22 protein-coding genes are annotated in these 23342 nt (G+C 71.9%); 12 read left to right on the top strand and 10 right to left on the bottom strand.

The features are described 5' to 3' along the window. Positions 1-20: 20 nt before the first annotated feature. Both ACGF3H_RS23850 and ACGF3H_RS23845 read left to right on the top strand, forming a co-directional pair. A complete protein-coding gene (locus ACGF3H_RS23850) occupies positions 21-1406 on the top strand; it encodes an NADP-dependent succinic semialdehyde dehydrogenase (RefSeq protein WP_362487558.1) in 1386 nt (461 codons plus the stop codon). A 26-nt stretch (positions 1407-1432) separates the two neighbouring features. Beyond that, positions 1433-1669 (top strand): DUF6213 family protein, encoded by a 237-nt coding sequence (locus ACGF3H_RS23845; RefSeq protein WP_362487560.1) that lies wholly within the window; start codon positions 1433-1435, stop codon positions 1667-1669. A 13-nt stretch (positions 1670-1682) separates the two neighbouring features. On the opposite strand, the gene ACGF3H_RS23840 is transcribed toward ACGF3H_RS23845, so the two are convergent. Next, complete coding sequence (locus tag ACGF3H_RS23840) at positions 1683-2909, bottom strand: acyl-CoA dehydrogenase family protein (protein ID WP_362487562.1); 1227 nt, start codon at positions 2907-2909, stop codon at positions 1683-1685. 169 nt (positions 2910-3078) lie between these two features. Between ACGF3H_RS23840 and ACGF3H_RS23835 the strand changes: the two genes are divergently transcribed. After that, entirely contained in the window at positions 3079-3735 is a 657-nt protein-coding gene (locus ACGF3H_RS23835; protein ID WP_362487564.1) for a TetR family transcriptional regulator, read from the top strand. A 410-nt stretch (positions 3736-4145) separates the two neighbouring features. Here the strand turns inward: ACGF3H_RS23835 and def are convergent, their stop codons facing one another. Further along, a complete protein-coding gene (def, locus tag ACGF3H_RS23830) occupies positions 4146-4685 on the bottom strand; it encodes a peptide deformylase (protein ID WP_351013365.1) in 540 nt (179 codons plus the stop codon). Between the two features lie 179 nt (positions 4686-4864). Here def and ACGF3H_RS23825 point away from each other — a divergent pair, with 179 nt between their 5' ends. From ACGF3H_RS23825 to ACGF3H_RS23805, 5 genes are all read left to right on the top strand, one after another. Further along, positions 4865-6103 carry a MurT ligase domain-containing protein gene (locus ACGF3H_RS23825; RefSeq protein ID WP_362487566.1) on the top strand — a complete coding sequence of 413 codons (1239 nt, stop codon included), beginning with the start codon at positions 4865-4867 and terminating at the stop codon, positions 6101-6103. 23 nt (positions 6104-6126) lie between these two features. Continuing rightward, complete coding sequence (locus ACGF3H_RS23820; RefSeq protein WP_189231222.1) at positions 6127-6855, top strand: type 1 glutamine amidotransferase; 729 nt, start codon at positions 6127-6129, stop codon at positions 6853-6855. Positions 6856-7021: 166 nt separating this feature from the next. Continuing rightward, complete coding sequence (locus tag ACGF3H_RS23815) at positions 7022-8047, top strand: 6-phosphofructokinase (RefSeq protein WP_189231221.1); 1026 nt, start codon at positions 7022-7024, stop codon at positions 8045-8047. A gap of 187 nt (positions 8048-8234) precedes the next feature. Next, positions 8235-9182, top strand: coding sequence for a cytochrome c oxidase assembly protein (locus ACGF3H_RS23810; protein ID WP_362487569.1), 948 nt, complete (start codon positions 8235-8237; stop codon positions 9180-9182). A gap of 114 nt (positions 9183-9296) precedes the next feature. Then, positions 9297-9467: a hypothetical protein gene (locus ACGF3H_RS23805; RefSeq protein ID WP_362487571.1), complete on the top strand. Its 171-nt coding sequence runs from the start codon at positions 9297-9299 to the stop codon at positions 9465-9467. A gap of 15 nt (positions 9468-9482) precedes the next feature. Here the strand turns inward: ACGF3H_RS23805 and ACGF3H_RS23800 are convergent, their stop codons facing one another. The 4 genes from ACGF3H_RS23800 to ACGF3H_RS23785 are packed head-to-tail and all read right to left on the bottom strand — an operon-like array spanning position 9483 to position 13585. Next, positions 9483-10688: a histidine kinase gene (locus tag ACGF3H_RS23800; RefSeq protein ID WP_362487573.1), complete on the bottom strand. Its 1206-nt coding sequence runs from the start codon at positions 10686-10688 to the stop codon at positions 9483-9485. Beyond that, on the bottom strand, positions 10685-12442 hold the full coding sequence (locus tag ACGF3H_RS23795; RefSeq protein ID WP_362487575.1) for a cation acetate symporter: 1758 nt from the start codon (positions 12440-12442) through the stop codon (positions 10685-10687). The genes ACGF3H_RS23800 and ACGF3H_RS23795 overlap by 4 nt, the downstream gene beginning before the upstream one ends. Before the next feature lie 22 nt (positions 12443-12464). Beyond that, the gene (locus ACGF3H_RS23790; protein ID WP_362487881.1) at positions 12465-12824 is read right to left on the bottom strand and encodes a hypothetical protein; all 360 of its coding nucleotides are present in this window, start codon (positions 12822-12824) and stop codon (positions 12465-12467) included. Between the two features lie 2 nt (positions 12825-12826). Beyond that, complete coding sequence (locus ACGF3H_RS23785; protein ID WP_362487577.1) at positions 12827-13585, bottom strand: LytTR family DNA-binding domain-containing protein; 759 nt, start codon at positions 13583-13585, stop codon at positions 12827-12829. Positions 13586-13642: 57 nt separating this feature from the next. On the opposite strand from ACGF3H_RS23785, the gene ACGF3H_RS23780 reads away from it, so the two are divergent. The 3 genes from ACGF3H_RS23780 to rocD all read left to right on the top strand — a co-directional run bounded on the left by ACGF3H_RS23780 (position 13643) and on the right by rocD (position 16329). Further along, on the top strand, positions 13643-14146 hold the full coding sequence (locus ACGF3H_RS23780; RefSeq protein WP_362487579.1) for an Lrp/AsnC family transcriptional regulator: 504 nt from the start codon (positions 13643-13645) through the stop codon (positions 14144-14146). A 126-nt stretch (positions 14147-14272) separates the two neighbouring features. Then, positions 14273-15112, top strand: coding sequence for a dimethylargininase (ddaH, locus tag ACGF3H_RS23775; RefSeq protein WP_362487580.1), 840 nt, complete (start codon positions 14273-14275; stop codon positions 15110-15112). Continuing rightward, positions 15109-16329: an ornithine--oxo-acid transaminase gene (rocD, locus tag ACGF3H_RS23770; RefSeq protein ID WP_362487581.1), complete on the top strand. Its 1221-nt coding sequence runs from the start codon at positions 15109-15111 to the stop codon at positions 16327-16329. Before ddaH ends, rocD begins: the two co-directional genes overlap by 4 nt. 9 nt (positions 16330-16338) lie before the next feature. Here the strand turns inward: rocD and ACGF3H_RS23765 are convergent, their stop codons facing one another. Continuing rightward, positions 16339-16794, bottom strand: a complete 456-nt coding sequence (locus ACGF3H_RS23765) for an RpiB/LacA/LacB family sugar-phosphate isomerase (RefSeq protein WP_362487583.1) — start codon at positions 16792-16794, stop codon at positions 16339-16341. A 141-nt stretch (positions 16795-16935) separates the two neighbouring features. On the opposite strand from ACGF3H_RS23765, the gene proP reads away from it, so the two are divergent. Then, positions 16936-18450 carry a glycine betaine/L-proline transporter ProP gene (proP, locus tag ACGF3H_RS23760; protein ID WP_362487585.1) on the top strand — a complete coding sequence of 505 codons (1515 nt, stop codon included), beginning with the start codon at positions 16936-16938 and terminating at the stop codon, positions 18448-18450. 72 nt (positions 18451-18522) lie between these two features. Here proP and ACGF3H_RS23755 read toward each other — a convergent pair whose 3' ends face one another. The 3 genes from ACGF3H_RS23755 to ACGF3H_RS23745 form a co-directional block, all read right to left on the bottom strand. Next, positions 18523-20643 (bottom strand): PQQ-dependent sugar dehydrogenase, encoded by a 2121-nt coding sequence (locus tag ACGF3H_RS23755; protein ID WP_362487587.1) that lies wholly within the window; start codon positions 20641-20643, stop codon positions 18523-18525. Between the two features lie 301 nt (positions 20644-20944). Continuing rightward, the gene (locus ACGF3H_RS23750; RefSeq protein ID WP_362487589.1) at positions 20945-22129 is read right to left on the bottom strand and encodes a Gfo/Idh/MocA family oxidoreductase; all 1185 of its coding nucleotides are present in this window, start codon (positions 22127-22129) and stop codon (positions 20945-20947) included. 69 nt (positions 22130-22198) lie between these two features. Beyond that, positions 22199-23245 carry a substrate-binding domain-containing protein gene (locus ACGF3H_RS23745; protein ID WP_362487591.1) on the bottom strand — a complete coding sequence of 349 codons (1047 nt, stop codon included), beginning with the start codon at positions 23243-23245 and terminating at the stop codon, positions 22199-22201. Between the last annotated feature and the right edge of the window lie 97 nt (positions 23246-23342).

Here is a 23342-nt window from a genome sequence, read left to right as displayed (position 1 = left end):
TGCACCCAGGGAGGTCGGCCATGCCCATCGCGACGGTGAACCCGGCGAACGGCGAGACGCTCAGGACGTACGAGGCCATGGGCGAGGAGGAGATCGAGCGCCGGCTCCAGCTCGCGGAGGCCACGTTCCGCACGTACCGGACCACGTCCTTCGAGGAGCGGGCCGGGCTCATGCACCGGGCGGCCGATCTCCTGGAGGCGGAGCGGGACGAGATCGGCAAGGTCATCACCACCGAGATGGGCAAGCCGGTCAAGCAGGCCCGCGCGGAGGCGGCCAAGTGCGCCAAGGCGATGCGCTGGTACGCCGATCACGCCGCGGAGCTGCTCGCCGACGAGGAGCCGGCCGAGGCGGACGTGAAGGACTCCGGCGCGTCCCGCGCGCTGGTCCGCTACCGGCCGCTCGGCCCGGTGCTCGCGGTGATGCCGTGGAACTTCCCGCTCTGGCAGGTGATCCGCTTCGCGGCACCCGCGCTGATGGCGGGCAACGTCGGCCTGCTGAAGCACGCCTCGAACGTCCCGCAGACCGCGCTGTACCTGGAGGACCTCTTCCACCGCGCGGGCTTCCCGGAGGGCTGCTTCCAGACCCTGCTGATCGGGTCCGCCGCGGTCGACGACATCCTGCGCGACGAGCGCGTGCGGGCCGCCACCCTCACCGGCAGCGAGCCCGCGGGCCGGGCGGTCGCCTCCACCGCCGGGGAGATGATCAAGAAGACGGTGCTGGAGCTGGGCGGCAGCGACCCGTTCGTCGTCATGCCGTCCGCCGACATCGACCGGGCCGCCGAGGTCGCGGTGACCGCCCGCACGCAGAACGCCGGGCAGTCCTGTATCGCCGCCAAGCGGTTCATCGTGCACACGGACGTCTACGACGCCTTCGTCGAGCGCTTCACCGAGGGCATGAAGGCCCTGACGGTCGGCGACCCGATGGACGAGGAGACCGAGGTCGGGCCGCTCTCCAGCGAACAGGGCGTGACCGACCTGGTGGAGCTGGTCGAGGACGCGGTGCGCGGCGGGGCGAGCGTGCTGTGCGGGGGCGAACGCCCCGACGGTCCGGGCTGGTACTACCCGCCGACCGTGCTGGCGGGCATCACCCGCGAGATGCGCATCCACCGCGAGGAGGCCTTCGGCCCGGTCGCCACGGTGTACCGGGTGGCCGACCTCGACGAGGCCGTGCTGATCGCCAACGACACGGACTTCGGGCTCAGTTCGAACGTGTGGACCCGCGACGACGCCGACGTGGACCGTTTCGTCCGGGACCTGGAGGCGGGCGGGGTCTACGTCAACGGGATGACGGCGTCCCACCCGGGCTTCCCGTTCGGCGGGGTCAAGCGGTCGGGGTACGGGCGTGAGCTGTCCGGGCACGGAATCCGCGAGTTCTGCAACATCACCACCGTATGGCACGGGGCGTGAGGGTTGCGGGGCTACGATCCCTTTTTGTGACCCGCGAAGTGACCCTGCCTCTGATCGTCGACGACCGCGGCACCCTGCAGGTGTCCGCGGCCGACGTGAGCAAGCTGCTGCGCACGGTGGGCGGGCGATGGCTGAGGCTGGTGGAGGCCGGCGAGGAGGACCTGGACGAGGACACCGTGGCGGCCCTCACCATCGAACTCGCCAAGCTGGCCGACCGCATCGACGTGGCGTGCATCGCCCACAGCAGCGGCGGGTCCTCCTGACGCCCGCGCCCCGCTAGCGGATCGGCATCCCCGCCAGGGTCCGCGCGATCACCAGCCGCTGGATCTCGCTGGTGCCCTCGAAAATCGTGTAGATCGCGCTGTCCCGGTGCATCCGCTCCACCGGGTACTCCCGGGTGTAGCCGTTGCCGCCCAGGATCTGGACCGCCTGGGCGGTCACCTTCTTCGCCGTCTCGCTCGCGAACAGCTTGGACATCGAGCCCTCGGCGGCCGTGAACGGCTTGCCGTTGACCGCCATCCAGGAGGCCCGCCACACCAGCAGCCGCGCCGCGTCGATCGACGTGCGCATGTCGGCGAGCTGGAAGGCGACGCCCTGGTTGTCGATGATCGGCCGCCCGAACTGCTCGCGGGTCTTCGCGTAGTCGAGGGCGACCTCGTACGCGGCGCGGGCGGTGCCGACGGCCATGGCGCCGACGGCCGGGCGGGACGCCTCGAAGGTGGCCATGGCGGCGTTCTTGACGCGCTCGCCGCCCGCCTTCGCCTTCTCCCGGGCGCGGGCCAGGCGCGCGTCCAGCTTCTCCTTGCCGCCGAGCAGGCAGGAGCCGGGGACGCGCACGTGGTCGAGGACGACCTCGGCGGTGTGCGAGGCGCGGATGCCGTGCTTCTTGAACTTCTGCCCCTGGGACAGCCCCGGTGTGTTCGGCGGAACGATGAAGGAGGCGTGGCCCTTGGAGCCCAGCTCCGGGTCGACGACCGCGACGACCACGTGGACGTTGGCGATGCCGCCGTTGGTCGCCCAGGTCTTGGTGCCGTCGAGGATCCACTCGTCCTTGGCCTCGTCGTACACCGCGCGGGTGCGCATCGAGGCGACGTCGGAGCCGGCGTCGGGCTCGGAGGAGCAGAAGGCGGCGACCTTCACGTCGTTCGCGTCGCCGTACATCTGGGGGATCCAGGTGCCGATCTGCTCTTCGGTGCCGTTGGCGAGGACGCCGACGGCGGCGAGGCCGGTGCCCACGATGGACAGGGCGATGCCGGCGTCGCCCCAGAACAGCTCCTCCATGGCCATCGGGATGCCGAGGCCGGTGGGGTCGAAGTACTGCTGGGCGTAGAAGTCGAGGGAGTAGATGCCGACCTTGGCGGCCTCCTGGATGACCGGCCAGGGAGTCTCCTCACGCTCGTCCCATTCGGCGGCCGCGGGGCGGATGACGTCGGCGGCGAAGCCGTGCAGCCAGTCCCGGACCTCCTTCTGTTCATCGCTCAGCTCCATGGTGAACTCGGCCATGTCCCCTCCAGTGACGCACGTGCATGTTACTTGCGGTAACGGGAGTCTGTTACCGGCGGGTAGGAAAAGTCAACTCCCCGGGACCCCTCGCCCTCCCGTTCGATGTGCGGTGCCCGCCGGGTGTTAGTTTGCGCAAGCGTCACCGAAACAGCACGGGTGGGGAGAGCACATGGACACCACGCAGCGGACCGATCAGCAGCGGTCCGCCGACCGCCGACGGCGCGAGCTGCTGGAGGCCGCCGACCGGGTGGTGCTGCGCGACGGCCCCCAGGCCTCGATGAACGCCATCGCCGCCGAGGCGGGCATCACCAAGCCGATCCTCTACCGGCACTTCGGCGACAAGGGCGGCCTGTACGCCGCCCTGGCCCAGCGTCACACGGACGCCCTCCTCACCTCGCTGCGGGCCGCCCTGGACGCCCCGGCGGACCGGCGCAGGCGCGTCGAGGCCACGCTGGACACCTACCTGGCGGCCATCGAGGCCCGCCCGCAGGTGTACCGCTTCCTGATGCACCCGGCGGAGGGCAGCACCGCCGCGGGCGACCAGACCGAGCAGGGCTTCGACGTGGGCAAGCACTCGGCGCCGCTGCTGCGCCGCATGGGCGAGGAACTGGGCAAGGTCATCGAGGAGCGCCTCGACATGGGCCCCGGCAGCGAGCGGCTGGCCCGCGTCTGGGGGCACGGCATCGTCGGCATGATGCACGCCGCCGGCGACTGGTGGCTGGGCGAACGGCCTTGCTCCCGGGCGGAGTTGGTGACGAGCCTGGCGGACCTGCTGTGGGGGCGGCTGTCCGCGGCCGGGGACAAGGTGGGCGGCCCGGGCTTCTGACCCCCTCAGGCCCGGCGCGACGCCCTCCGGGCACCGGGCACGGCCGATCACCCCGCGCGAGGCCCTCCGGCGAGCGGCCTCCCCGACAACGCGCAGCGCCCGCGGGGACGTCCGGGGAGCGGACCCCGGGCGACACACTGCGCCCCCCGTCCCGGGCAGGGCGACGCCCCCCGGATGCCGGCCACGATCGATCGCCCCGGACGAGGCCTGCGAGGACCTCCGGCGGGCGCCTTCCCCGGCGACGCACGGCTCCCTCCGCCCGGGGCGGGGCACGGCGCTCCGTCGGGCGGAGTCCCCGGCGACACACTGCGCCCTCCGCCCAGGGCCGGGCGAAGCCCGCCGGCGGGCGGCCCCCGGCGAACGCGGCGCTCTCGTCCGCGCGCGCCGCGCCGACGCCCCCGCCGGCGGGGTCAGCGGCTCCAGGATGCCCGCGCCACCTGTCTCATCAGCTTCCGGTGTCGCCGGCCCGACAACCGGTCGGCGTAGACGCGGCCCTCCAGGTGGTCGCACTCGTGCTGGAGGCACCGGGCGAAGAAGCCCGTCCCGTGCACGGTGACCGGCTCCCCGGTCACCGTGAAGCCCTCGACGACCGCGTGGTCGTGGCGCTCGGTGCCCGCCTCGAGCCCGGGCAGCGACAGACAGCCCTCCGGGCCGCGCACCACCACCCCGTCCGTCTCGACGAGCCGCGGGTTCACCACGTGCCCGAGGTGGCGCACGTCCTCGTCGTCCGGGCAGTCGTACACGAAGACGCGTACCGGCTCTCCGATCTGGTTCGCGGCCAGGCCGACGCCGTGGGCGGCGTACATCGTCGCGAACAAGTCCTCCACCAGTGCCGCGAGTTCCGGACCGAAGTCCGTCACCTCGCCGCAAGGGGTGTGCAGGACGGGGTCGCCGAGAAGACTGAGGGGCCGTACGCGCCCGTGGACGCCAGGGATGGAGCCGTGTCGCATGACGGTCAGAGTAAGGTCCCTGTGTTCCCCGGCGGCGCGCGCCCACCGCCGGGGCCGTGTGGCCGGTGCCGCGATTCGGGAGTGCGAATGGATCTCGATAGGCTGAGGTCCACACCACGTGGCCGTCAGGCTTCCCAGGCTTCAGGCGCGGCGCGTACGGCAAGGAGGATCGAGAACTGATGGCAGGCAACTCGGACCCGCTCACGCCGCGGGCCAAGATCGCCGTGACCGCGGGCAAGGCGGTCGCGGCGGCGTCGCGCGCCGCGGGGCGCGGCAGCGGGTCGGTGATCGGCGGCCGGGTCGCGCTGAAACTCGACCCCGACCTCCTCCACCGGCTCGCCCAGCACCTGGACGTGACGCTCGTCTCGGCGACCAACGGCAAGACCACCACCACCCGGCTCATCGCCGAGGCGCTCAAGGCGGCCGGGCCGGTCGTGTCCAACGCGCTCGGCGCCAACATGCCGGCCGGCATCACCTCCGCCCTCGCGGGCGGCGCGGACGCCCGGTACGGGGTCATCGAGGTCGACGAGAAGTACCTCGTCGGCGTCGCCCAGGCCACCGACCCGAAGTGCATCGCGCTGCTCAACCTCTCCCGCGACCAGCTCGACCGCGCCGCCGAGACCCGGATGCTCGCCGAGAACTGGCGCGAGGGGCTGGCCGGTTCGAAGGCCGTGATCGTCGCCAACGCCGACGACCCGCTGGTGGTGTGGGCCGCGTCCTCCTCCCCCAACGTGATCTGGGTCGCCGCCGGGCAGATGTGGAAGGACGACGCCTGGTCCTGCCCGTCGTGCGGCGGTGTCATGCAGCGTCCGGGCGACGACTGGTTCTGCGGTGAGTGCGGCTTCCGCCGTCCCACGCCGAGCTGGGCGCTGTCGGGCGACCACGTCCTCGACCCGCACGGCTCCGCCTGGCCGATCCACCTCCAGCTGCCCGGCCGCGCCAACAAGGCCAACGCCGCCTCCTCGGCCGCCGTGTGCGCCGTCTTCGGAGTGCCGCCGCAGGTCGCCCTGGAGCGGATGTACCAGGTGCAGGCCGTCGCCGGGCGCTACGACGTCGTCCAGTTCCAGGGCCGCGACCTGCGGCTGCTGCTCGCCAAGAACCCGGCGGGCTGGCTGGAGACGTTCTCCCTGATCGACCCGCCGCCGACCCCGGTGATCCTCTCGGTGAACGCGCGCGGCGCCGACGGCACCGACACCTCCTGGCTGTGGGACGTGGACTACACCCGGCTGACCGGCCACCCGATCTGCGTGATCGGCGACCGCAAGCTGGACCTCGCGGTGCGCCTGGAGGTCGCGAACCAGCAGTTCCAGGTGTGCGAGAACCTCGACCAGGCGGTGCAGCTGTGCCCGCCCGGCCGGATCGAGGTCATCGCGAACTACACCGCCTTCCAGGACCTGCGCCGCCGCGTCGGCAACTGACCGCGAGACTTCAGGGGACTTTCGTGAGCGACAACCAACTGCGGATCGTCTGGATCTACCCGGACCTGCTGAGCACGTACGGCGACCAGGGCAACGCCCTCGTCGTGGAACGCCGCGCCCGCCAGCGCGGCCTCGACGTGGCCCGGCTCGACGTGCGCAGCGACCAGCCGATCCCGACCTCCGGCGACATCTACCTGATCGGCGGCGGCGAGGACCGTCCGCAGCGGCTCGCGGCGGAGCGGCTGCGCCGGGACGGGGGTCTGCACCGGGCCGTGGAGAACGGCGCGATCGTCTTCTCCGTCTGCGCCGGGTACCAGATCCTCGGCCACGAGTTCATCAACGACCTCGGCCAGCGCGAGCCGGGTCTCGGCCTGCTCGACGTGGTCTCGACCCGCGGCGAGGGTGCCCGGTGCGTCGGCGACGTCCTCGGCGACATCGACCCGCGCCTCGGCCTGCCCCCGCTGACCGGCTTCGAGAACCACCAGGGCGTCACCCATCTCGGCCCCACCGCCCGCCCGCTCGCCCAGGTGCGGTTCGGCAACGGCAACGGCACGGGCGACGGCACGGAGGGCGCGTACAACGACACGGTCTTCGGCACGTACATGCACGGGCCGGTGCTCGCCCGCAACCCGCTGATCGCGGACCTGCTGCTGAAGCTGGCCCTCGACGTGAACGCGCTGCCGCCGACCGACGACCGGTGGTACGAGGCGCTCCGCAACGAGCGCATCGCGGCGGCGCAGCAGCCCGCCTGACGCCTCGCAAACGGCCCGTCTGATGATGCATCCGCACAGGTGAGCGGGTACGTCCAGCAGGCGGACGCACGGTTCGGCCCCGCCCCCCTGTACCGCTAGGGTGGCGGGGAATCGAACCGGACAGCGCGGTCCGGACCCGTGCCACGTTGAGAAGGTAATTCGGGCTATGCGCATTGGTGTCCTCACGTCCGGCGGTGACTGCCCCGGCCTGAACGCCGTCATCCGGTCCGTCGTGCACCGCGCCGTCGTCGACCACGGCGACGAGGTCATCGGCTTCCGGGACGGCTGGAAGGGCCTCCTGGAGTGCGACTACCTCAAGCTCGACCTCGACGCGGTGGGCGGCATCCTGGCCCGCGGCGGCACCATCCTCGGCTCCTCCCGGGTCCGTCCCGAACATCTGCGGGACGGCGTGGAGCGGGCCCGCGGCCACGTCGAGGAACTCGGTCTCGACGCGATCATCCCGATCGGCGGCGAGGGCACGCTGAAGGCGGCCCGGCTGCTGTCCGACAACGGCCTGCCGATCGTGGGCGTGCCGAAGACGATCGACAACGACATCGCGGTCACGGACGTCACCTTCGGTTTCGACACGGCCGTCACCGTCGCCACCGAGGCCCTGGACCGGCTGAAGACCACCGCCGAGTCCCACCAGCGGGTGCTCATCGTGGAGGTCATGGGCCGTCACACCGGCTGGATCGCGCTGCACTCGGGCATGGCGGCCGGCGCCCACGCCGTCGTCGTCCCGGAGCGGCCCTTCGACATCGACGAGCTGACCGCCAAGGTCGGCGAACGGTTCTCGGCGGGCAAGCGGTTCGCCATAGTGGTGGCCGCCGAGGGTGCCAAGCCGAAGGCGGGCACCATGGACTTCGACGAGGGCGGCAAGGACGTCTACGGCCACGAGCGCTTCGCCGGGATCGCCCGCCAGCTGTCGGTCGAGCTGGAGGAGCGGCTGGGCAAGGAGGCCCGGCCGGTGATCCTCGGGCACGTCCAGCGGGGCGGAACGCCGACGGCGTACGACCGGGTGCTGGCGACCCGGTTCGGGTGGCACGCGGTGGAGGCCGTGCACCGCGGGGAGTTCGGGATGATGACGGCCCTGCGCGGGACGGACATCGCGATGGTGTCGCTGGCCGAGGCTGTGGAGACGCTGAAGACGGTGCCGGACGCGCGGTACGACGAGGCGGAGTGCGTGCTCTGATTCTGCGGTGCCGCCGAGAGCTCGGGTCTGCCGGTTCGTCGCGGACTGCGGGTCGTGGTCGGTTGCTCGCGCAGTTCCCCGCGCCCCTTCGGGGCGCAACCGCCCCCGGTGACGATTGTCGCCGGGGGCGGTTCTAGTCTTGGTCCGGACAAGCAGCGCTCAACCCCCACGAAACAGGAGCCGGCGGATGGATCACAGCGGGCACGGCATGATGACGGATCTGCCGCCGTTCACGCTGGGGCGAGGTCTCGGCTGGTCGGCGGACCCCTTCTTCCTGATCGCCTGCCTGCTGGGCCTGGCGCTGTACGGCTGGGGTGTCGTCCGTCTGACGCGGCGCGGTGACAAGTGGCCGGTGGGACGGACCGTGGGATTCGTCGCCGGTGTGCTGAGCATCGGGCTGATGATGTGCACCAGGCTGAACGACTACGGCATGGTCATGTTCAGCGTGCACATGGTGCAGCATATGGTGATCAGCATGGTCTCGCCGATCCTGCTGCTGCTCGGCGCCCCTATCACTCTGGCGCTGCGGGCACTGCCCACGGCGGGCCGGGGCCGCAAGGGACCGCGCGAGCTGCTGCTGATGCTGCTGCACAGCCGGTACATGCGGATCATCACGCACCCCGTGTTCACCATCCCGCTGTTCATCGCGAGCCTGTACGCGCTGTACTTCACCCCGCTCTTCGACTTCCTGATGGGCTCCAGGGTCGGGCACGTCGGGATGATGGTGCACTTCCTCGCCGTCGGCCTGGTCTTCTTCTGGCCGATCATGGGTGTGGACCCGGGCCCGCACCGGCCGGGCTACCTGATGCGGATGCTGGAGCTGTTCGCGGGCATGCCGTTCCACGCGTTCTTCGGCATCGCGCTGATGATGGCGTCCTCCCCCATGGTCGAGACGTTCAAGAACCCGCCCGCGTCGCTGGCCATCGACGCGCTCTCCGACCAGAACGCGGCGGGCGGCATCGCCTGGGCGTTCAGCGAGGTCCCGTCCGTGCTGGTGCTGCTCGCCCTGGTGGCGCAGTGGTACGCCTCCGACCAGCGGCAGGCCCGGCGCACCGACCGGGCCGCCGACCGCGACGGCGACAAGGAGCTGGAGGCGTACAACGCCTACCTCGCCTCGCTGAACGCACGCGGCTGAGCGGGGGCCGGGCCGTTCCGGGCCCGGAAAATCGGGGCACATCGCGCACTCCGCGCCGTGCGGCGGCGGAACCGGGCACCATGGAGGGCAACGGACCACGAGGAGGGTGTCGCGATGCCCGGTTCCACGGACAGTTCCACGAAGACGATGGGGGCGCTCACCATCGGAGGCCTGGTCGCGGTGACGGCCTACACGGTGGCGCTCGGCAGCAACGGCTGGCTGTGGTTCGGCTGGGTCGTCCTCGGCCTGATCACGGTCGGGCTGGTCGCCACGCGCAGCTCGTGAGCCGCGCCGGCCGCCTCATTCGCGGCCGAGCCGCCCGGCCGAGTGGACGCCCGGCTGGTACTTGGGCAGCCGGGCGGTGATCTTCATGCCGGCGCCGACGGCGGTCTCGATGACGAGGCCGTGGTCGTCTCCGTAGACCTGGCGGAGCCGGTCGTCGACGTTGGACAGGCCGATGCCGCCCGACGGGCTGACCTCGCGCGCGAGGATGCGGCGCAGCAGGTCCGGGTCCATCCCGGCGCCGTCGTCCTCGATGACGACGAGGGCCTCCGCGCCGGCGTCCTGCGCGGTGATCTGGATGTGGCACTGGTCCGACTTGCCCTCCAGGCCGTGTTTGACGGCGTTCTCGACGAGCGGCTGGAGGCAGAGGAAGGGCAGGGCGACCGGCAGCACCTCGGGGGCGACCTGGAGGGTGACGGAGAGGCGGTCGCCGAAACGGGCCCGCACGAGCGCCAGGTAGTGGTCGATGGCGTGCAGCTCGTCGGCGAGGGTGGTGAAGTCGCCGTGCCGGCGGAACGAGTAGCGGGTGAAGTCGGCGAACTCCAGCAGCAGCTCGCGGGCGCGCTCGGGGTCGGTGCGCACGAAGGACGCGATCACCGCGAGCGAGTTGAAGATGAAGTGCGGGGAGATCTGGGCCCGCAGCGCCTTGATCTCGGCCTCGATGAGCCGGGTGCGTGACTGGTCGAGGTCGGCCAGCTCGAGCTGGACCGACACCCAGCGGGCCACCTCCCCCGCCGCCCGGACCAGGACGGCGGACTCGCGGGGGGCGCAGGCGACGAGGGCGCCGTGCACCCGGTCGTCGACGGTGAGCGGGGCGACGACGGCCCAGCGGACCGCGCAGTCGGGGGTGTCGCAGGTGAGGGGGAAGGCCTCGCCGCGGCCGGTCTCCAGCGGTCCGGCGAGGCGTTCCATGATCTCGGCGCGGTGGTGGGCGCCGACGCCGTCCCAGACCAGGACCTCCTTGTGGTCGGCCAGGCACAACGCGTCCGTGCCGAGCAGGGAGCGCAGCTTGCGGGCCGATTTGCGGGCGGTCTCCTCGGTGAGGCCGGCGCGCAGCGGCGGGGTGGCGAGGGAGGCGGTGTGCAGGGTCTGGAAGGTGGCGTGCTCGACCGGGGTGCCGAGTCCGCCGAGATTCTGCGGCCGGGCCGTGCGCCGGCCCAGCCAGAAGCCCGCGGCCAGCAGGGGCAGCACGGCGACGACCAGGCCCGCCAGGAAGCCGCTCACGGGGTCACCTCCTTGCGCAGGCCGTCCGCGCGCCGCTCCTCGGTGCGCAGCTCCTCGGTGCCGAGCTCCTCCGGCAGGTGGAAGCGGGCCAGTATCGCCGCGGTCCCGGCGGGCACCCGGCCCGGGGTGGCCAGGGAGACCAGGACCATGGTGAGGAAGCCGAGCGGCACCGACCAGAGGGCGGGCCAGGCCAGCAGCGCGTGCAGTGCGCCGCCGCCCGGGAAGCCGCCCATCGTCGCGGCGACGGCGAGCAGGGCGGATCCGCCGCCGACCAGCATCCCGGCCGCCGCCCCGGGCGGGGTCAGCCGCCGCCACCAGATGCCGAGGACGAGCAGCGGGCAGAAGGAGGAGGCGGACACGGCGAAGGCCAGACCGACGGCGTCGGCCACCGGCAGCCCGCCGACCAGCGCGCTCGCCGCCAGCGGCACGGCCATGGCGAGCAGGGTGCCGAGCCGGAAGTGCGGTACGGCACGGGACGGCAGCACGTCCTGGGTGAGGACGCCCGCGACGGCCATGGTCAGCCCCGACGCCGTGGACAGGAACGCGGCGAACGCGCCGCCCGCGACCAGGGCGCCGAGCAGGTCGCCGCCCACTCCCCCGATCACCCGGTCGGGCAGCAGCAGCACGGCCGCGTCGGCGGCGCCGGTGAGGGTCAGCTCCGGGGCGTAGAGGCGGCCGAGGGCGCCGTAGACGGGCGGCAGCAGGTAGAAGGCTCCGATCAGGCCGAGGACGGCGACGGTGGCGCGGCGGGCGGCGACGCCGGTCGGGCTGGTGTAGAAGCGGACCACGACGTGCGGCAGGCCCATGGTGCCGAGGAAGGTGGCGAGGATCAGCCCGTAGGTGGCGTACAGGGGGCGCTCGGTGCGGCTCTCGGCCCGCGAGGGCGACAGCGCGTCGTCGGCGCCGCGTCCGGCGGCGGGGACCGGGGTGCCCTCGGCGAAGGTGAGACGGGTGCCGGCCCCGATGCGGTGGGTGCCGGCGGGGAGCCGGGTCCGGGTGCCGTCGAGGGCACGGCCGTCCACGGTGCCGTCGACGGTGACGGTGAGCGGCCGGTCGAGCGTGAGGGTGAGGGTGTCGCCGACCCGGACGGACCGCTGCTCGCGGAAGGCGGCCGGTTCCTCGAAGGCGCGGCCGGGCGCGCCGTCGGCCTGCCAGGCCAGGACCAGGAAGAGCGCGGGGACGAGCAGGGCGGTGAGCTTCAGCCAGTACTGGAAGGCCTGCACGAAGGTGATGCTGCGCATGCCGCCGGCGGCGACGATGGCGGTGACGACGACCGCGACGATCACTCCGCCGAGCCAGTCGGGCGCGCCGGTCAGCACGGTCAGCGTCAGCCCGGCGCCCTGCAGCTGCGGCAGCAGGTACAGCCAGCCGACGCCGACGACGAAGGCGCCGGCCAGCCGCCGTACCGCCTGGGAGGCGAGCCGGGCCTCGGCGAAGTCGGGCAGGGTGTAGGCGCCGGAGCGGCGCAGCGGGGCGGCGACGAAGAGCAGCAGGACCAGGTAGCCGGCGGTGTAGCCGACCGGGTACCAGAGCATGTCGGAGCCCTGGACGAGGACCAGGCCGGCGATGCCGAGGAAGGACGCGGCGGAGAGGTACTCGCCGCTGATGGCGGCGGCGTTGAGGCGGGGGCCGACGGTGCGGGAGGCGACGTAGAAGTCGGAGGTGGTGCGGGAGACGCGCAGGCCGAACGCGCCGACCAGGACGGTGGCGACGACGACGAGGGCGACGGCGGGTATCGCGTAGTTCGGGTTCATCGGTGCGTCACGGCCGTTCTCGTCACCGGTCCTCGACGAGGCGGACGAAGTCGCGTTCGTTGCGCTCGGCGCGGCGCACGTACCAGCGGGCGAGGAGGACGAGCGGGGCGTACAGGCCGAAGCCGAGGACGGCCCACTCGAGGCGGCGGGCGTCCGGCATCACCGCGAACAGCAGCGGCAGCGGGCCGACGAGCAGTCCGAGCACGGCGAAGGCGGTGAGACCGGCGCGCAGCTGGCTGCGCATCAGGGAGCGGACGTAGGTGTGGCCGAGGGTGGTCTGCTCGTCGATCTCGGTGCGCGGCCGGTAGTAGGCGGAGGCCCCGAGGGTGCGCCGGGGCGGGCCGGTGACGGTGACGCGGCGTTCGGCGGGGTCCTGGGCCACGCTCACGGCCTCCGCATGAGCAGGTCCCGCAGCTCGCGGGCGTGACGGCGGCTGACCTGGAGCTCCTCGGCTCCGACCAGGACGCTGACGGTGCCGGCGTCGAGCCGGAGTTCGCCGATGTGGCGCAGGGCGACCAGGTGGCGGCGGTGGATGCGCACGAAGCCGCGGGCGCGCCAGCGCTCCTCGAGGGTGGACAGCGGGATGCGCACGAGGTGGCTGCCCTTGTCGGTGTGCAGGCGGGCGTAGTCGCCCTGGGCCTCGACGTGGGTGATGTCGTCGACGGCCACGAAGCGGGTGACGCCGCCGAGCTCGACGGGGATGTGGCCGGGGTCCGGTTCGTGCACGGGGATGCGGGAGGCCGCGGCGGTGGTGCCGCGCTGTTCGACGACGCGGCGGACCGCCTCGGCCAGCCGCTCGGTGCGGACGGGTTTGAGGACGTAGTCGACGGCCTTGAGGTCGAAGGCCTGCACGGCGAAGTCCTCGTGCGCGGTGACGAACACGACCAGCGGCGGCCGGGCGAAGCCGGTCAGCAGCCGGGCGAGGTCCAGTCCGTCGAGGCCGGGCATCTGGATGTCGAGGAAGACGACGTCGATGGCCTCGGGGCCGTGCGGGCCGGACTCCAGGGCCCGGTTGATGCGGCGCAGCGCCTCGGTGGCGTCGCCGGCGCCCTCCACGCTGCCGATCCGTGGATCCGCGTCGAGCAGGTAGAGCAGTTCCTCCAGTGAGGGGCGTTCGTCGTCGACGGCGAGGGCGCGCAGCATGAACGTGGAGTGTAGGTGGAATCCGGACGCCTGGACATGGCTGGCTACAGTGCGGGCATGAACAGCAGGCCCTCGCCCTTCGACGAGCTCGACCGGAAGATCGTCACCGCCCTGATGGCGAACGCCAGGACGTCCTTCGCGGAGATCGGCACGGGGATCGGGCTGTCCGCGACGGCGGTCAAGCGCCGCGTGGACCGGCTGCGCGAGACCGGTGTGATCACCGGGTTCACGGCGACGGTGCGGCCGTCCGCGCTGGGCTGGCGCACCGAGGCGTACGTGGAGGTGTACTGCGAGGGGGCGGCCCCGCCGCGACGGCTGGCGGAGGTCGTGCGCGGCTATCCGGAGATCACGGCGGCGATGACGGTGACGGGCGGGGCGGACGCGCTGCTGCACGTGCGGGCGAGGGACGTGGAGCACTTCGAGGAGGTGCTGGAGCGGATCCGGGCGGAGCCGTTCATCCGCAAGACGATCAGTGTGATGGTGCTGTCGCACCTGCTGCCCGACAGTCCGGAGGCGGGGGCGATCCATCCGGCGCCGCAGGGCGCAGCAGACCTGCGCTGACCTGCCTCAGGACGCAGCGATCGTGCGCCGACACGCAGCTCTTGTCGCTTGTCGACCGTCGAGGTCGCTTCCTACCGTGGAGTCATCCCGCAGTCACCATCAGTGAGGAAGCGGAGGAACCCCTCTGTGTCCGACTCCCGTGTGCCGCGCCGGCGGCGCTTTCTCGTCTGCGAACCCAGACACTTCGCCGTGCAGTACGCGATCAACCCGTGGATGTGTTCCGGGGAGCCCGTCCACGGGGGCCGTGCGCTGACCCAGTGGCGCGCGCTGATCGACACCTACCGCCTCCACGGGCACACCGTGGACACCGTGACACCGGTCCCCGGACTGCCCGACATGGTGTTCGCCGCCAACGCGGCGCTCGTCGTGGGGGGCCGGGTCTTCGGCTCGCTGTTCCACGCGCCGGAGCGCCGCCCCGAGTCCGTCCCCTACGACACGTGGTTCAAGGGCGCCGGCTTCGAGGTGCACATGCCCGAGGCGGTCTGCGAGGGCGAGGGCGACCTCGTGCCGGTGGGCCGCTGGATCCTGGCCGGGACCGGTTTCCGGACGACGCCCGAGGCGCACCGCGAGGTGCAGGAGTACTTCGGGCGGCCGGTGGTGTCGCTGACGCTGGTGGACCCGTACTTCTACCACCTGGACACGGCCCTGTTCGTCCTCGACGACGGCCACGAGGGCGGTGACGGGAACATCGTCTACTACCCCGGGGCCTTCTCGCCCGGCAGCCGTGAGGTGCTGGAGCGGCTGTACCCGGACGCGGTGCTCGCCACCCGTGAGGACGCCATGGCGTTCGGGCTCAATTCCGTGTCCGACGGGCGGAACGTGTTCATCTCGCCCGGGGCCCGGGAACTCGCCGACCGGCTCGCGGTCCTCGGCTACGTCCCCGTCCCCGTCGACCTGTCCGAGTTCCACAAGGCCGGTGGCGGCATCAAGTGCTGCACCCAGGAGATCCGGGAGATCCGCTCATGACCGCACCCGCCCGTACCCGCGGCTCCGAGGAGCTCATCCGCGCGGAGGAGCCCGTCCTCGCCCACAACTACCATCCGCTGCCCGTGGTCGTGGCCCGCGCGGAGGGCGCCTGGGTCGAGGACGTGGAGGGCCGGCGCTACCTGGACATGCTGGCCGGCTACTCGGCGCTCAACTTCGGCCACCGCCACCCGGCTCTGGTCGAGGCCGCGCACCGCCAGCTGGACCGGCTGACGCTGACCTCGCGGGCCTTCCACAACGACCGGCTCGCGGCCTTCGCCGAGCGGCTGGCCGCGCTGACCGGCACGGACATGGTGCTGCCGATGAACACCGGCGCGGAGGCGGTGGAGAGCGGCATCAAGGTGGCCCGCAAGTGGGCGTACGACGTGAAGGGCGTCCCGGCGGACCGGGCGACGATCGTGGTCGCCGCGGACAACTTCCACGGCCGTACGACGACGATCGTGAGCTTCTCGACGGACGAGACGGCCCGCTCGGGCTTCGGTCCCTTCACGCCCGGCTTCCGGGTCGTGCCCTACAACGACCTGGCGGCCCTGGAGGAGGCGGTCGACGGGACGACGGCGGCCGTGCTGATCGAGCCGATCCAGGGCGAGGCCGGCGTCAACATCCCGGACGACGGCTATCTGGCGGGGGTGCGGGAGCTGACCCGGCGGGCCGGCTGCCTGTTCGTCGCGGACGAGATCCAGTCGGGCCTGGGCCGTACCGGGCACACCCTCGCCGTCGAGCACGAGTCGGTCGTCCCGGACGTGGTGCTGCTCGGCAAGGCGCTGGGCGGCGGCATCGTGCCGGTGTCGGCGGTGGTCGGCCGCCGGGAGGTGCTCGGTGTGCTGCACCCGGGTGAGCACGGCTCGACCTTCGGCGGCAACCCGCTGGCCGCCGCGGTCGGCACGGCGGTGGTGGAGCTGCTGGAGACCGGCGAGTTCCAGCGCCGGGCGGCCGAGCTGGGCACGGTGCTCCGCGAGGGCCTCCAGGCGCTGGTCGGCAAGGGCGTCGTCGGTTTCCGGGCGCGGGGGCTGTGGGCGGGTGTCGACGTGGACCCGGCGCTCGGCACCGGCCGTGAGGTGAGCGAGCGGCTGATGCGCGAGGGCATCCTGGTCAAGGACACCCACGGCTCGACGATCCGCCTGGCGCCGCCGCTGACCGTGACCGGCGAGGAGCTGCGGGGCGCGCTCGGGACGCTGGAGAAGGTCCTGACCTCCTGACGGGCGTCCTCAGGGAGCGGTCCGGCCCCCGTCGAGCCGCTCCACCCGTGCCACGTTCCCCAGGTCCTCGGCGTCCGTGCTCGCCTCGGCGGCGAACCAGGCGTCGAGGATCTCCCGCAGCAGCGGCGGGGAGGTGAGCCGCAGGCTGAGGGCGAGCACGTTGGCGTCGTTCCAGCGGCGTGCCCCGTCGGCCGTGTAGGCGTCGGTGCACAGGGCCGCCCGTACGCCGGGGACCTTGTTCGCCGCGATCGAGGCGCCGGTGCCGGTCCAGCAGCACACCACCGCCTGCTCGGCCGTGCCGGCGGCGACCTCGCGCGCGGCCCGCTCCGAGCACACCGCCCACTGTGAGTCGTCCCCGGGCCGCAGCGCCCCGTGCGTCAGCACCTCGTGACCGCGTCCGCGCAGCTCCTCGACGAGGAGGCCGGCCACGGGTTCGTCCATGTCGGAGGAGACGGAGATCCGCATGTGCGAAGGGTACCGAGTGCGGCCGCTCACCTCATCGGCCCAACCGCATGACCGACGTCACGCCCATACCCAGCATGATCGGGGGAACGGTACGACCCGAGAAACGTACGACCGAGCAGTGCTCCCCCGGAGCGTCTGCGCGTGGAAAGGGAGGCCGTCACGTCCCCCAACGAGAACGGCCCAGAGCCCGACGCCGCGGCGATCCGCCGCCATCCGGCGCTGTTCCGGGCCATCAGACGTCGGCAGAACCCCCGGCTCCGGCGGTCGGACATCACCGTCACGGACGAGGCCGCGGTCAAGCGGGCCGTGAAGGCGGCCTCTCTGGGCAACGCCATGGAGTGGTTCGACTTCGGCATCTACGCCTATCTGGCCGGCACCATCGGCCGCGTGTTCTACCCGTCCGGGAGCGACACCGCGCAGTTGCTGTCCTCGTTCGCCACGTTCGCCGTGGCGTTCCTGGTGCGCCCGCTCGGCGGCATGGTCTTCGGCCCGATGGGTGACAAGATCGGCCGCAAGAAGGTGCTGGCGCTGACCATGATCCTCATGGCGATCGGCACGGCCGCCATCGGGCTCATCCCCAGCTACGACGCGATCGGCTTCTGGTCCCCGCTCCTGCTGATCCTCTTCCGCCTGCTGCAGGGCTTCTCCACCGGCGGCGAGTACGGCGGCGCGTCCACCTTCATCGCCGAGTACGCGCCCGACAAGCGGCGCGGCTTCTTCGGCAGCTTCCTGGAGCTGGGCACGCTCGCCGGGTACACCGGCGCCGCCGGTCTCGTCACCGCCCTCACCGCGGGGCTCGGCGGCGACACCATGGACGCCTGGGGCTGGCGCATCCCCTTCCTGCTGGCCGCCCCCCTCGGCATCGTCGGCATCTACCTGCGGCTGAAGCTGGACGACACGCCCGCGTTCCTCAAGCTGGAGGACTCCACCGTGCACGTCTCCGAGGCGGCGAACGCGGTGGAGACCACGGCCCGGGGCGACCTCGCCAAGATCTTCCGTACGCACTGGCGCGCGCTGGTGCTGTGCATCGCGCTGGTCGGCGCGTACAACATCACGGACTACATGCTGCTGTCGTACATGCCGACCTACCTGTCGGACGAGCTGGACTACAGCGAGAGTCACGGCCTGCTGATCCTGGTGGCCACGATGGTGCTGCTGATGCTGATCATCAACCAGGTGGGCCGGCTCTCCGACCGGTACGGCCGCAGGCCCGTGCTGATGACCGGCATGGTCGGCTTCTTCGTCCTGTCCGCCCCGTCCTTCGTGCTGGTGCAGCAGGGCAGTCTGCTCGCCGTCTCGGGCGGCATGCTGATGCTCGGCCTGTCCCTGGTGTGTCTGCTCGGCACGATGTCGGCGGCGCTCCCGGCGATGTTCCCCACGAACGTCCGGTACGGGTCCCTGTCGGTCGGCTACAACCTGTCGACGTCGCTGTTCGGCGGGACCACGCCGCTGGTCATCACCGCCCTGATCAGCGTCACCGGGTCCGACATGATGCCCGCCTACTACTCGATGGCCGCGGCCCTGGTCGGTGTCGTGGCGGTGGCCTGCATGAAGGAGACGGCCCAGCAGCCGCTCGCCGGGTCCCCGCCCTCGGTGCAGACCGAGGAGGAGGCGGCCGAGATGGTGGAGGCGCAGGCTCCGACGCCGAAGTTCTGAGCGGCCCGCGAGCTCGACGGGGCGCCACCCCCTTGGGGTGGCGCCCCGTCCTGCGTGTCCGGGAACCGCCGGTCAGTCGGCCGGCGTCAGCGCGACCTCGGCACTGCCCGAGAGGGCCGGGAGGCCGTTGGGGGGCGAGTCCGTGTAGGAGGCGTTGAAGACCGCCTTCAGGTTGTCCGCGCCGGCGTGGCCGCCGTCCACGAACGTCTCGAAGGAGCCGGAGCAGCCGGTGCTCGTGGAGAGCGGGTGGCCGTGCGTGTCGTGGCCCAGGATGAACGAGACGCTGACCCTCGAGCAGTCCACCGGCTGGTCGTCGGTGACGGTGACCTGCCAGGTGACCGTGTCACCCCAGTGGAACGCCGTGCCGCCGTGCGGGGCGGGGTCGGTCGTCAGGGAGACGACCGGCGCCTTGTTGCCGACGACGACCGGGACCGAGGCGGCGGCCGAGCGGCCGGTGCTGTCGGTGACCTTCAGCGTGGCGTCGAAGACGGCGTTCTCGGTGAACGTGTGCGTCGGGTTGGCCTCCGTGGAGTCCACGGTGCCGTCGGCGTCGAAGTCCCAGGCGTAGCTGAGGGCGTCGCCGTCGGCGTCCACGGTGCCGGCGCTGGAGAACCGGACCGTCAGCGGGCTGGTCCCGTCGACGACGTCCGCGGCGGCCTTGGGCTCCGGGGTGCGGTTGCCCCGCGTGAAGTCGATGCGGGCCAGCTGGGCCTCGGGCAGCTCCGCGAAGTACCCGGTGCCGTACTCCAGGACGTACAGGGCGCCGTCCGGGCCGAACTCGGCGTCGATCGGGCCGTCCGTCGTGATCGAGGGGAGCGCGTTCTCGATCTTGGTGATCTCGTTGCGCTTGCCGACGGTGAGGGCGAGCATCTGGTCACGCGTCCACTCGTAGAAGAGCGGCTTGCCGTCGAAGTACGCGGGCCAGCGGTTGACGGACGTGTTCCGCTTGTCGTAGCGGTACGCCGGGCCGCCCATCGGGGCGATGCCGCCCGTGCCGAGCTCCGGGAACTCCTCGGAGGCGCCGTAGCCGTAGATGATCTCCGCGTCGGTGACCGGCGGCAGCAGGGTGCGGCCGGTGTTGTTGCGGGAGTCGTTGACCGGCTTGGCGCAGTCGAAGGCGCCGCTCGACTTCTGGGTGGCGAAGTCGTAGTCCTGGTACGGCATGTCCTGGGACACGCAGTACGGCCAGCCGTAGTTGGCGGGGCGGTCGATGACCATCCAGCGGCCGTGGCCGGCGGGGCCGCGGTCGGGCTTCGCCGTGTTGGCGTCGGGCGAGTAGTCGCCGACGTAGACCTCGCCGGACTTGTCGTCCACCGCGAACCGGAAGGGGTTGCGCAGACCCATGGCGTAGATCTCGGGGCGGGTCTTCGGCGTGCCGGGCTTGAAGAGGTTGCCGCCCGGGACCGTGTAGCCGCCGTTCTTCTTGACCTTGATGCGCAGGACCTTGCCGCGCAGGTCGTTGGTGTTGCCCGCGGTGCGCCGCGCGTCGAAGACCGGGTTGCGGTCCGGGCGGTCGTCGAGCGGGGCGTAGCCGTCCGAGGCGAACGGGTTGGAGTCGTCGCCGGTGGACAGGAACAGGTTGCCCTTGCCGTCGAAGTCGATCTTGCCGCCGACGTGGCAGCAGATGCCGCGGTCGGCCGGGACGTCGAGGATCTTCTGCTCGGTGGCGAAGTTCAGCTTGTTGCCCTCGAGCTTGAACCGCGAAAGACGGGTGACGCCCTTGTACTTCGCGAAGTCGGCGGCCGTGCCGTACTCCGGCGCGTCGCCCTCGTTCACGCCCGGCGTGGCCGGGTCGTCCATGGGGGTGTCCAGGCGCGGCGAGTAGTAGAGATAGACCCACTTGTTCTTGCTGAAGTCGGGATCGATCGCGATGCCCTGCACGCCCTCTTCGTCGTGCTGGTAGAGCCCCGCGGGGCTCTTCTTCATGTCCGCGGCGAGGAAGTTCACCCCGCTCTTCGGATCGTTGATCCGCACCTCGCCCGTCCGCGCGGTGTGCAGCACCCGTCGGTCGGGCAGCACGGCGAGGGCCATGGGCTCGCCCGGACGGTCGTTGAGGGTGACCTTCTGGAAGGCCGAGGCGGCCGGCGGCGCCGGGTCCGACGGGGCGGCTTGGACGGTGGGAACGGTCAGGAGTCCGGCGGTCCCGGCCAGTACCGCTGCCCCCATCAGGGTGACGATCCGTCTGTTGCGCACTCAGAACTCCTTTGAGCTGGTCGGCGACCGCTGAGAAGCCCGGGGCTCGTTCCCCGGCCGGCCGCTGCAGATGAAACAGGTGAAAACCCGTGCGGAGTGAGTCGGTTGGACGCTAGAGGCCCTACTTTCCACTCGTCAAGGACAAAGACCGAACTTTCTCGGAGAAAGACCGGCCGGATTCCGGCAGCGGCAACGGGCAGGTGTCACCCGCGCGTTCGTGGCGACGCCGGGCAGGCCGCAGGCCCGCCCGGCCCCGACATGCCGAGCGGGAGCGGCGGAAGCGCTCGGTGGTGCCGGAGCCCTACCGGACTTCGGCCGGAACGGCCTCGACAGGGGTGAAGACGGCGTTCTTCCGCGCGCTCTCCTCCACCGCGGCCAGCACCCGCTGCACCTGGAGACCGTCGGCGAACGACGGCGTCGGGTCGGCACCGGACGCGATGGCCTCGACCAGGTCGCGGGCCTGGTGGGTGAAGGAGTGCTCGTAGCCGAGCGTGTGGCCCGGCGGCCACCAGCCCTCCAGGTACGGGTGCTCGGCCTCGGTGACGAGGATCCTGCGGAACCCCGCCGTGGCGGCGGGCTCCCCGTGGTCGTGGAAGGACAGCTCGTTGAGCCGCTCCAGGTCGAAGGCGAGCGAACCGGACTCCCCGTCGACCTCCAGCCGCAGGACGTTCTTGCGCCCCGTCGCCATCCGGGTCGCCTCGAACGTGGCGAGCGCTCCCGAGGAGAGCCGGCCGGTGAAGACGGCGGCGTCGTCGACCGTGACCGGGCCGCGCAGGGCGGTGCCGGCCCGGGGGCGTTCCTTGACGAAGGTCTCCAGCTGTGCGGAGACCCCTGTCAGGTGCTCCCCCGTCAGATACTGGGCGAGGTCGACGATGTGGGCGCCGAGGTCGCCGAGCGCTCCCGACCCGGCGCGCTCGCGCTCCAGCCGCCACGTCAGCGGGAAGCCGGGGTCGACCAGCCAGTCCTGGAGGTAGGCGACCCTCACGTGGCGCAGCGTGCCGAGCCTGCCGTCGGCGATGAGCCGCCGCGCGAGGGCGAGAGCGGGCACGCGCCGGTAGGTGAAACCGACCATGGCCACCTGCCCGCGCGCCCGGGCCGCTTCGGCGGCCCTGACCATGGCCTCCGCCTCGGCGACCGAGTTGGCCAGGGGTTTCTCGCACAGCACGTGCTTGCCCGCGTCCAGCGCCGCGATCGCGATCTCCGCATGGCTGTCGCCCGGTGTGCAGATGTCGACGAGCTGCACGTCGTCGCGGGCCAGGAGGGCGCGCCAGTCGGTCTCCGCGGCGGCCCAGCCGTGCCTGTCGGCCGCCGCCCGCACGGCGTGCGCGTCGCGGCCGGCGATCGCGGCGAGGACCGGCCGCAGCGGCAGGTCGAACGCGCGCCCGACGGTGCGCCACCCCTGTGAGTGCGCGGCGCCCATGAACGCGTAGCCGACCATACCCACGCCGAGTGCCGGCGGTGCGGTCCCACCGTCCCTGTGTTCCATACGGATTCCTCCTCGTCGGAGTGTCACTGACTCATCGGTGTGCTCGTGGGACGCGGCGCCCCGGATCTGTCAGACGAAGCCGGTCGGCAGGTACTGGTCGACGTTGTCCTCGGTGACGACGGCGGAGTACAGGGTCAGCGAGGACGGGATCTCGAATTCGGCCATGCCGCCGACGCCCTTGCCCTGGCCGAGGGCGCGGGCGAGGTCGATGGCGGAGGCGGCCATCGTCGGCGGGTACAGGACGGTCGCCTTGAGCACGGAGCTGCCGGACTTGATGGCCTCCATCGCGGACTTGGCGCCCGCTCCGCCGACCATCAGGAAGTCGTCCCGCCCGGCCTGCTCGATGGCGCGCAGCGCGCCGACGCCCTGGTCGTCGTCGTGGTTCCACAGCGCGTCGAACCGCGACTGCGCCTGCAGGAGTTGCGCGGTCTTCGCCTGACCGGACTCGACCGTGAAGTCGGCCGCCTGACGCGCCACCTTCCTGATGTTGGGGTAGTTCTTCAGGGCGTCGTCGAAGCCCCGGGTGCGCTGCTGGGTCAGCTCCAGGTTGTCGAGCCCGGCGAGTTCGACGACCTTGGCGTCCGGATTGTCCTTGAGCTGTTCGCCGATGTAGTGCCCGGCGTTCAGGCCCATGCCGTAGTTGTCGCCGCCGATCCAGCAGCGGTAGGCCTGCTGGGAGGCGAAGACCCGGTCCAGGTTGATGACGGGGATGCCCGCCTTCATGGCCTGCAGGCCGACCTGGGTGAGCGCCTTGCCGTCGGCCGGCAGGATCACCAGGACGTCGACCTTCTTGTTGATCAGGGTCTGGACCTGGCCGATCTGGGCGGCCGTGTCGTTGGACCCCTCGGTGATTTCCAGGGTGACGTCCGCGTACTTCTCCGCACGCGACTTGGCGTTCTGGTTGATGGCGTTGAGCCAGCCGTGGTCGGCCTGGGGGCCGGCGTAGCCGATGGTGACGGCCTTGCCGGGCTTGTCGTCCGCCACCGGGGCGTTGTTCGTGGCCTGTTGCTGGTTCTTGGGCTCGTTGCTGGTGCAGGCCGTCAGCAGCGCGCCGGCCGAGACGGCTGCGGTGCCGAACAGCAGCCCTCTGCGGCTCGTGGCGGGGATTGGCGACATGTCGGTCCGACCCTTCGATGGTGCGGTGGGCGATAACGGCGGGAGGCGGCTGCCGGACGGCGGGGGTCAGGTCCCGCCGTCCGGCGGTCTGCGGCGC

It is taken from the genome of Streptomyces sp. NPDC048185 (assembly GCF_043202495.1).
GTDB lineage: Bacteria > Actinomycetota > Actinomycetes > Streptomycetales > Streptomycetaceae > Streptomyces.
Note: the sequence above shows the minus strand (reverse complement) of the source record. Positions and strands in the feature narration are given on the sequence as shown.

Bases quoted from the DNA above. Each gene is read 5' to 3' on its own strand.
- ACGF3H_RS23850 (WP_362487558.1), top strand. From the start codon at position 21: ATGCCCATCGCGACGGTGAACCCGGCGAACGGCGAGACGCTCAGGACG.
- ACGF3H_RS23840 (WP_362487562.1), bottom strand. From the start codon at position 2,909: ATGGCCGAGTTCACCATGGAGCTGAGCGATGAACAGAAGGAGGTCCGG.
- ACGF3H_RS23835 (WP_362487564.1), top strand. From the start codon at position 3,079: ATGGACACCACGCAGCGGACCGATCAGCAGCGGTCCGCCGACCGCCGA.
- def (WP_351013365.1), bottom strand. From the start codon at position 4,685: ATGCGACACGGCTCCATCCCTGGCGTCCACGGGCGCGTACGGCCCCTC.
- ACGF3H_RS23825 (WP_362487566.1), top strand. From the start codon at position 4,865: ATGGCAGGCAACTCGGACCCGCTCACGCCGCGGGCCAAGATCGCCGTG.
- ACGF3H_RS23815 (WP_189231221.1), top strand. From the start codon at position 7,022: ATGCGCATTGGTGTCCTCACGTCCGGCGGTGACTGCCCCGGCCTGAAC.
- ACGF3H_RS23810 (WP_362487569.1), top strand. From the start codon at position 8,235: ATGGATCACAGCGGGCACGGCATGATGACGGATCTGCCGCCGTTCACG.
- ACGF3H_RS23805 (WP_362487571.1), top strand. From the start codon at position 9,297: ATGCCCGGTTCCACGGACAGTTCCACGAAGACGATGGGGGCGCTCACC.
- ACGF3H_RS23795 (WP_362487575.1), bottom strand. From the start codon at position 12,442: ATGAACCCGAACTACGCGATACCCGCCGTCGCCCTCGTCGTCGTCGCC.
- ACGF3H_RS23785 (WP_362487577.1), bottom strand. From the start codon at position 13,585: ATGCTGCGCGCCCTCGCCGTCGACGACGAACGCCCCTCACTGGAGGAA.
- ACGF3H_RS23780 (WP_362487579.1), top strand. From the start codon at position 13,643: ATGAACAGCAGGCCCTCGCCCTTCGACGAGCTCGACCGGAAGATCGTC.
- rocD (WP_362487581.1), top strand. From the start codon at position 15,109: ATGACCGCACCCGCCCGTACCCGCGGCTCCGAGGAGCTCATCCGCGCG.
- ACGF3H_RS23765 (WP_362487583.1), bottom strand. From the start codon at position 16,794: ATGCGGATCTCCGTCTCCTCCGACATGGACGAACCCGTGGCCGGCCTC.
- ACGF3H_RS23750 (WP_362487589.1), bottom strand. From the start codon at position 22,129: ATGGAACACAGGGACGGTGGGACCGCACCGCCGGCACTCGGCGTGGGT.
- ACGF3H_RS23745 (WP_362487591.1), bottom strand. From the start codon at position 23,245: ATGTCGCCAATCCCCGCCACGAGCCGCAGAGGGCTGCTGTTCGGCACC.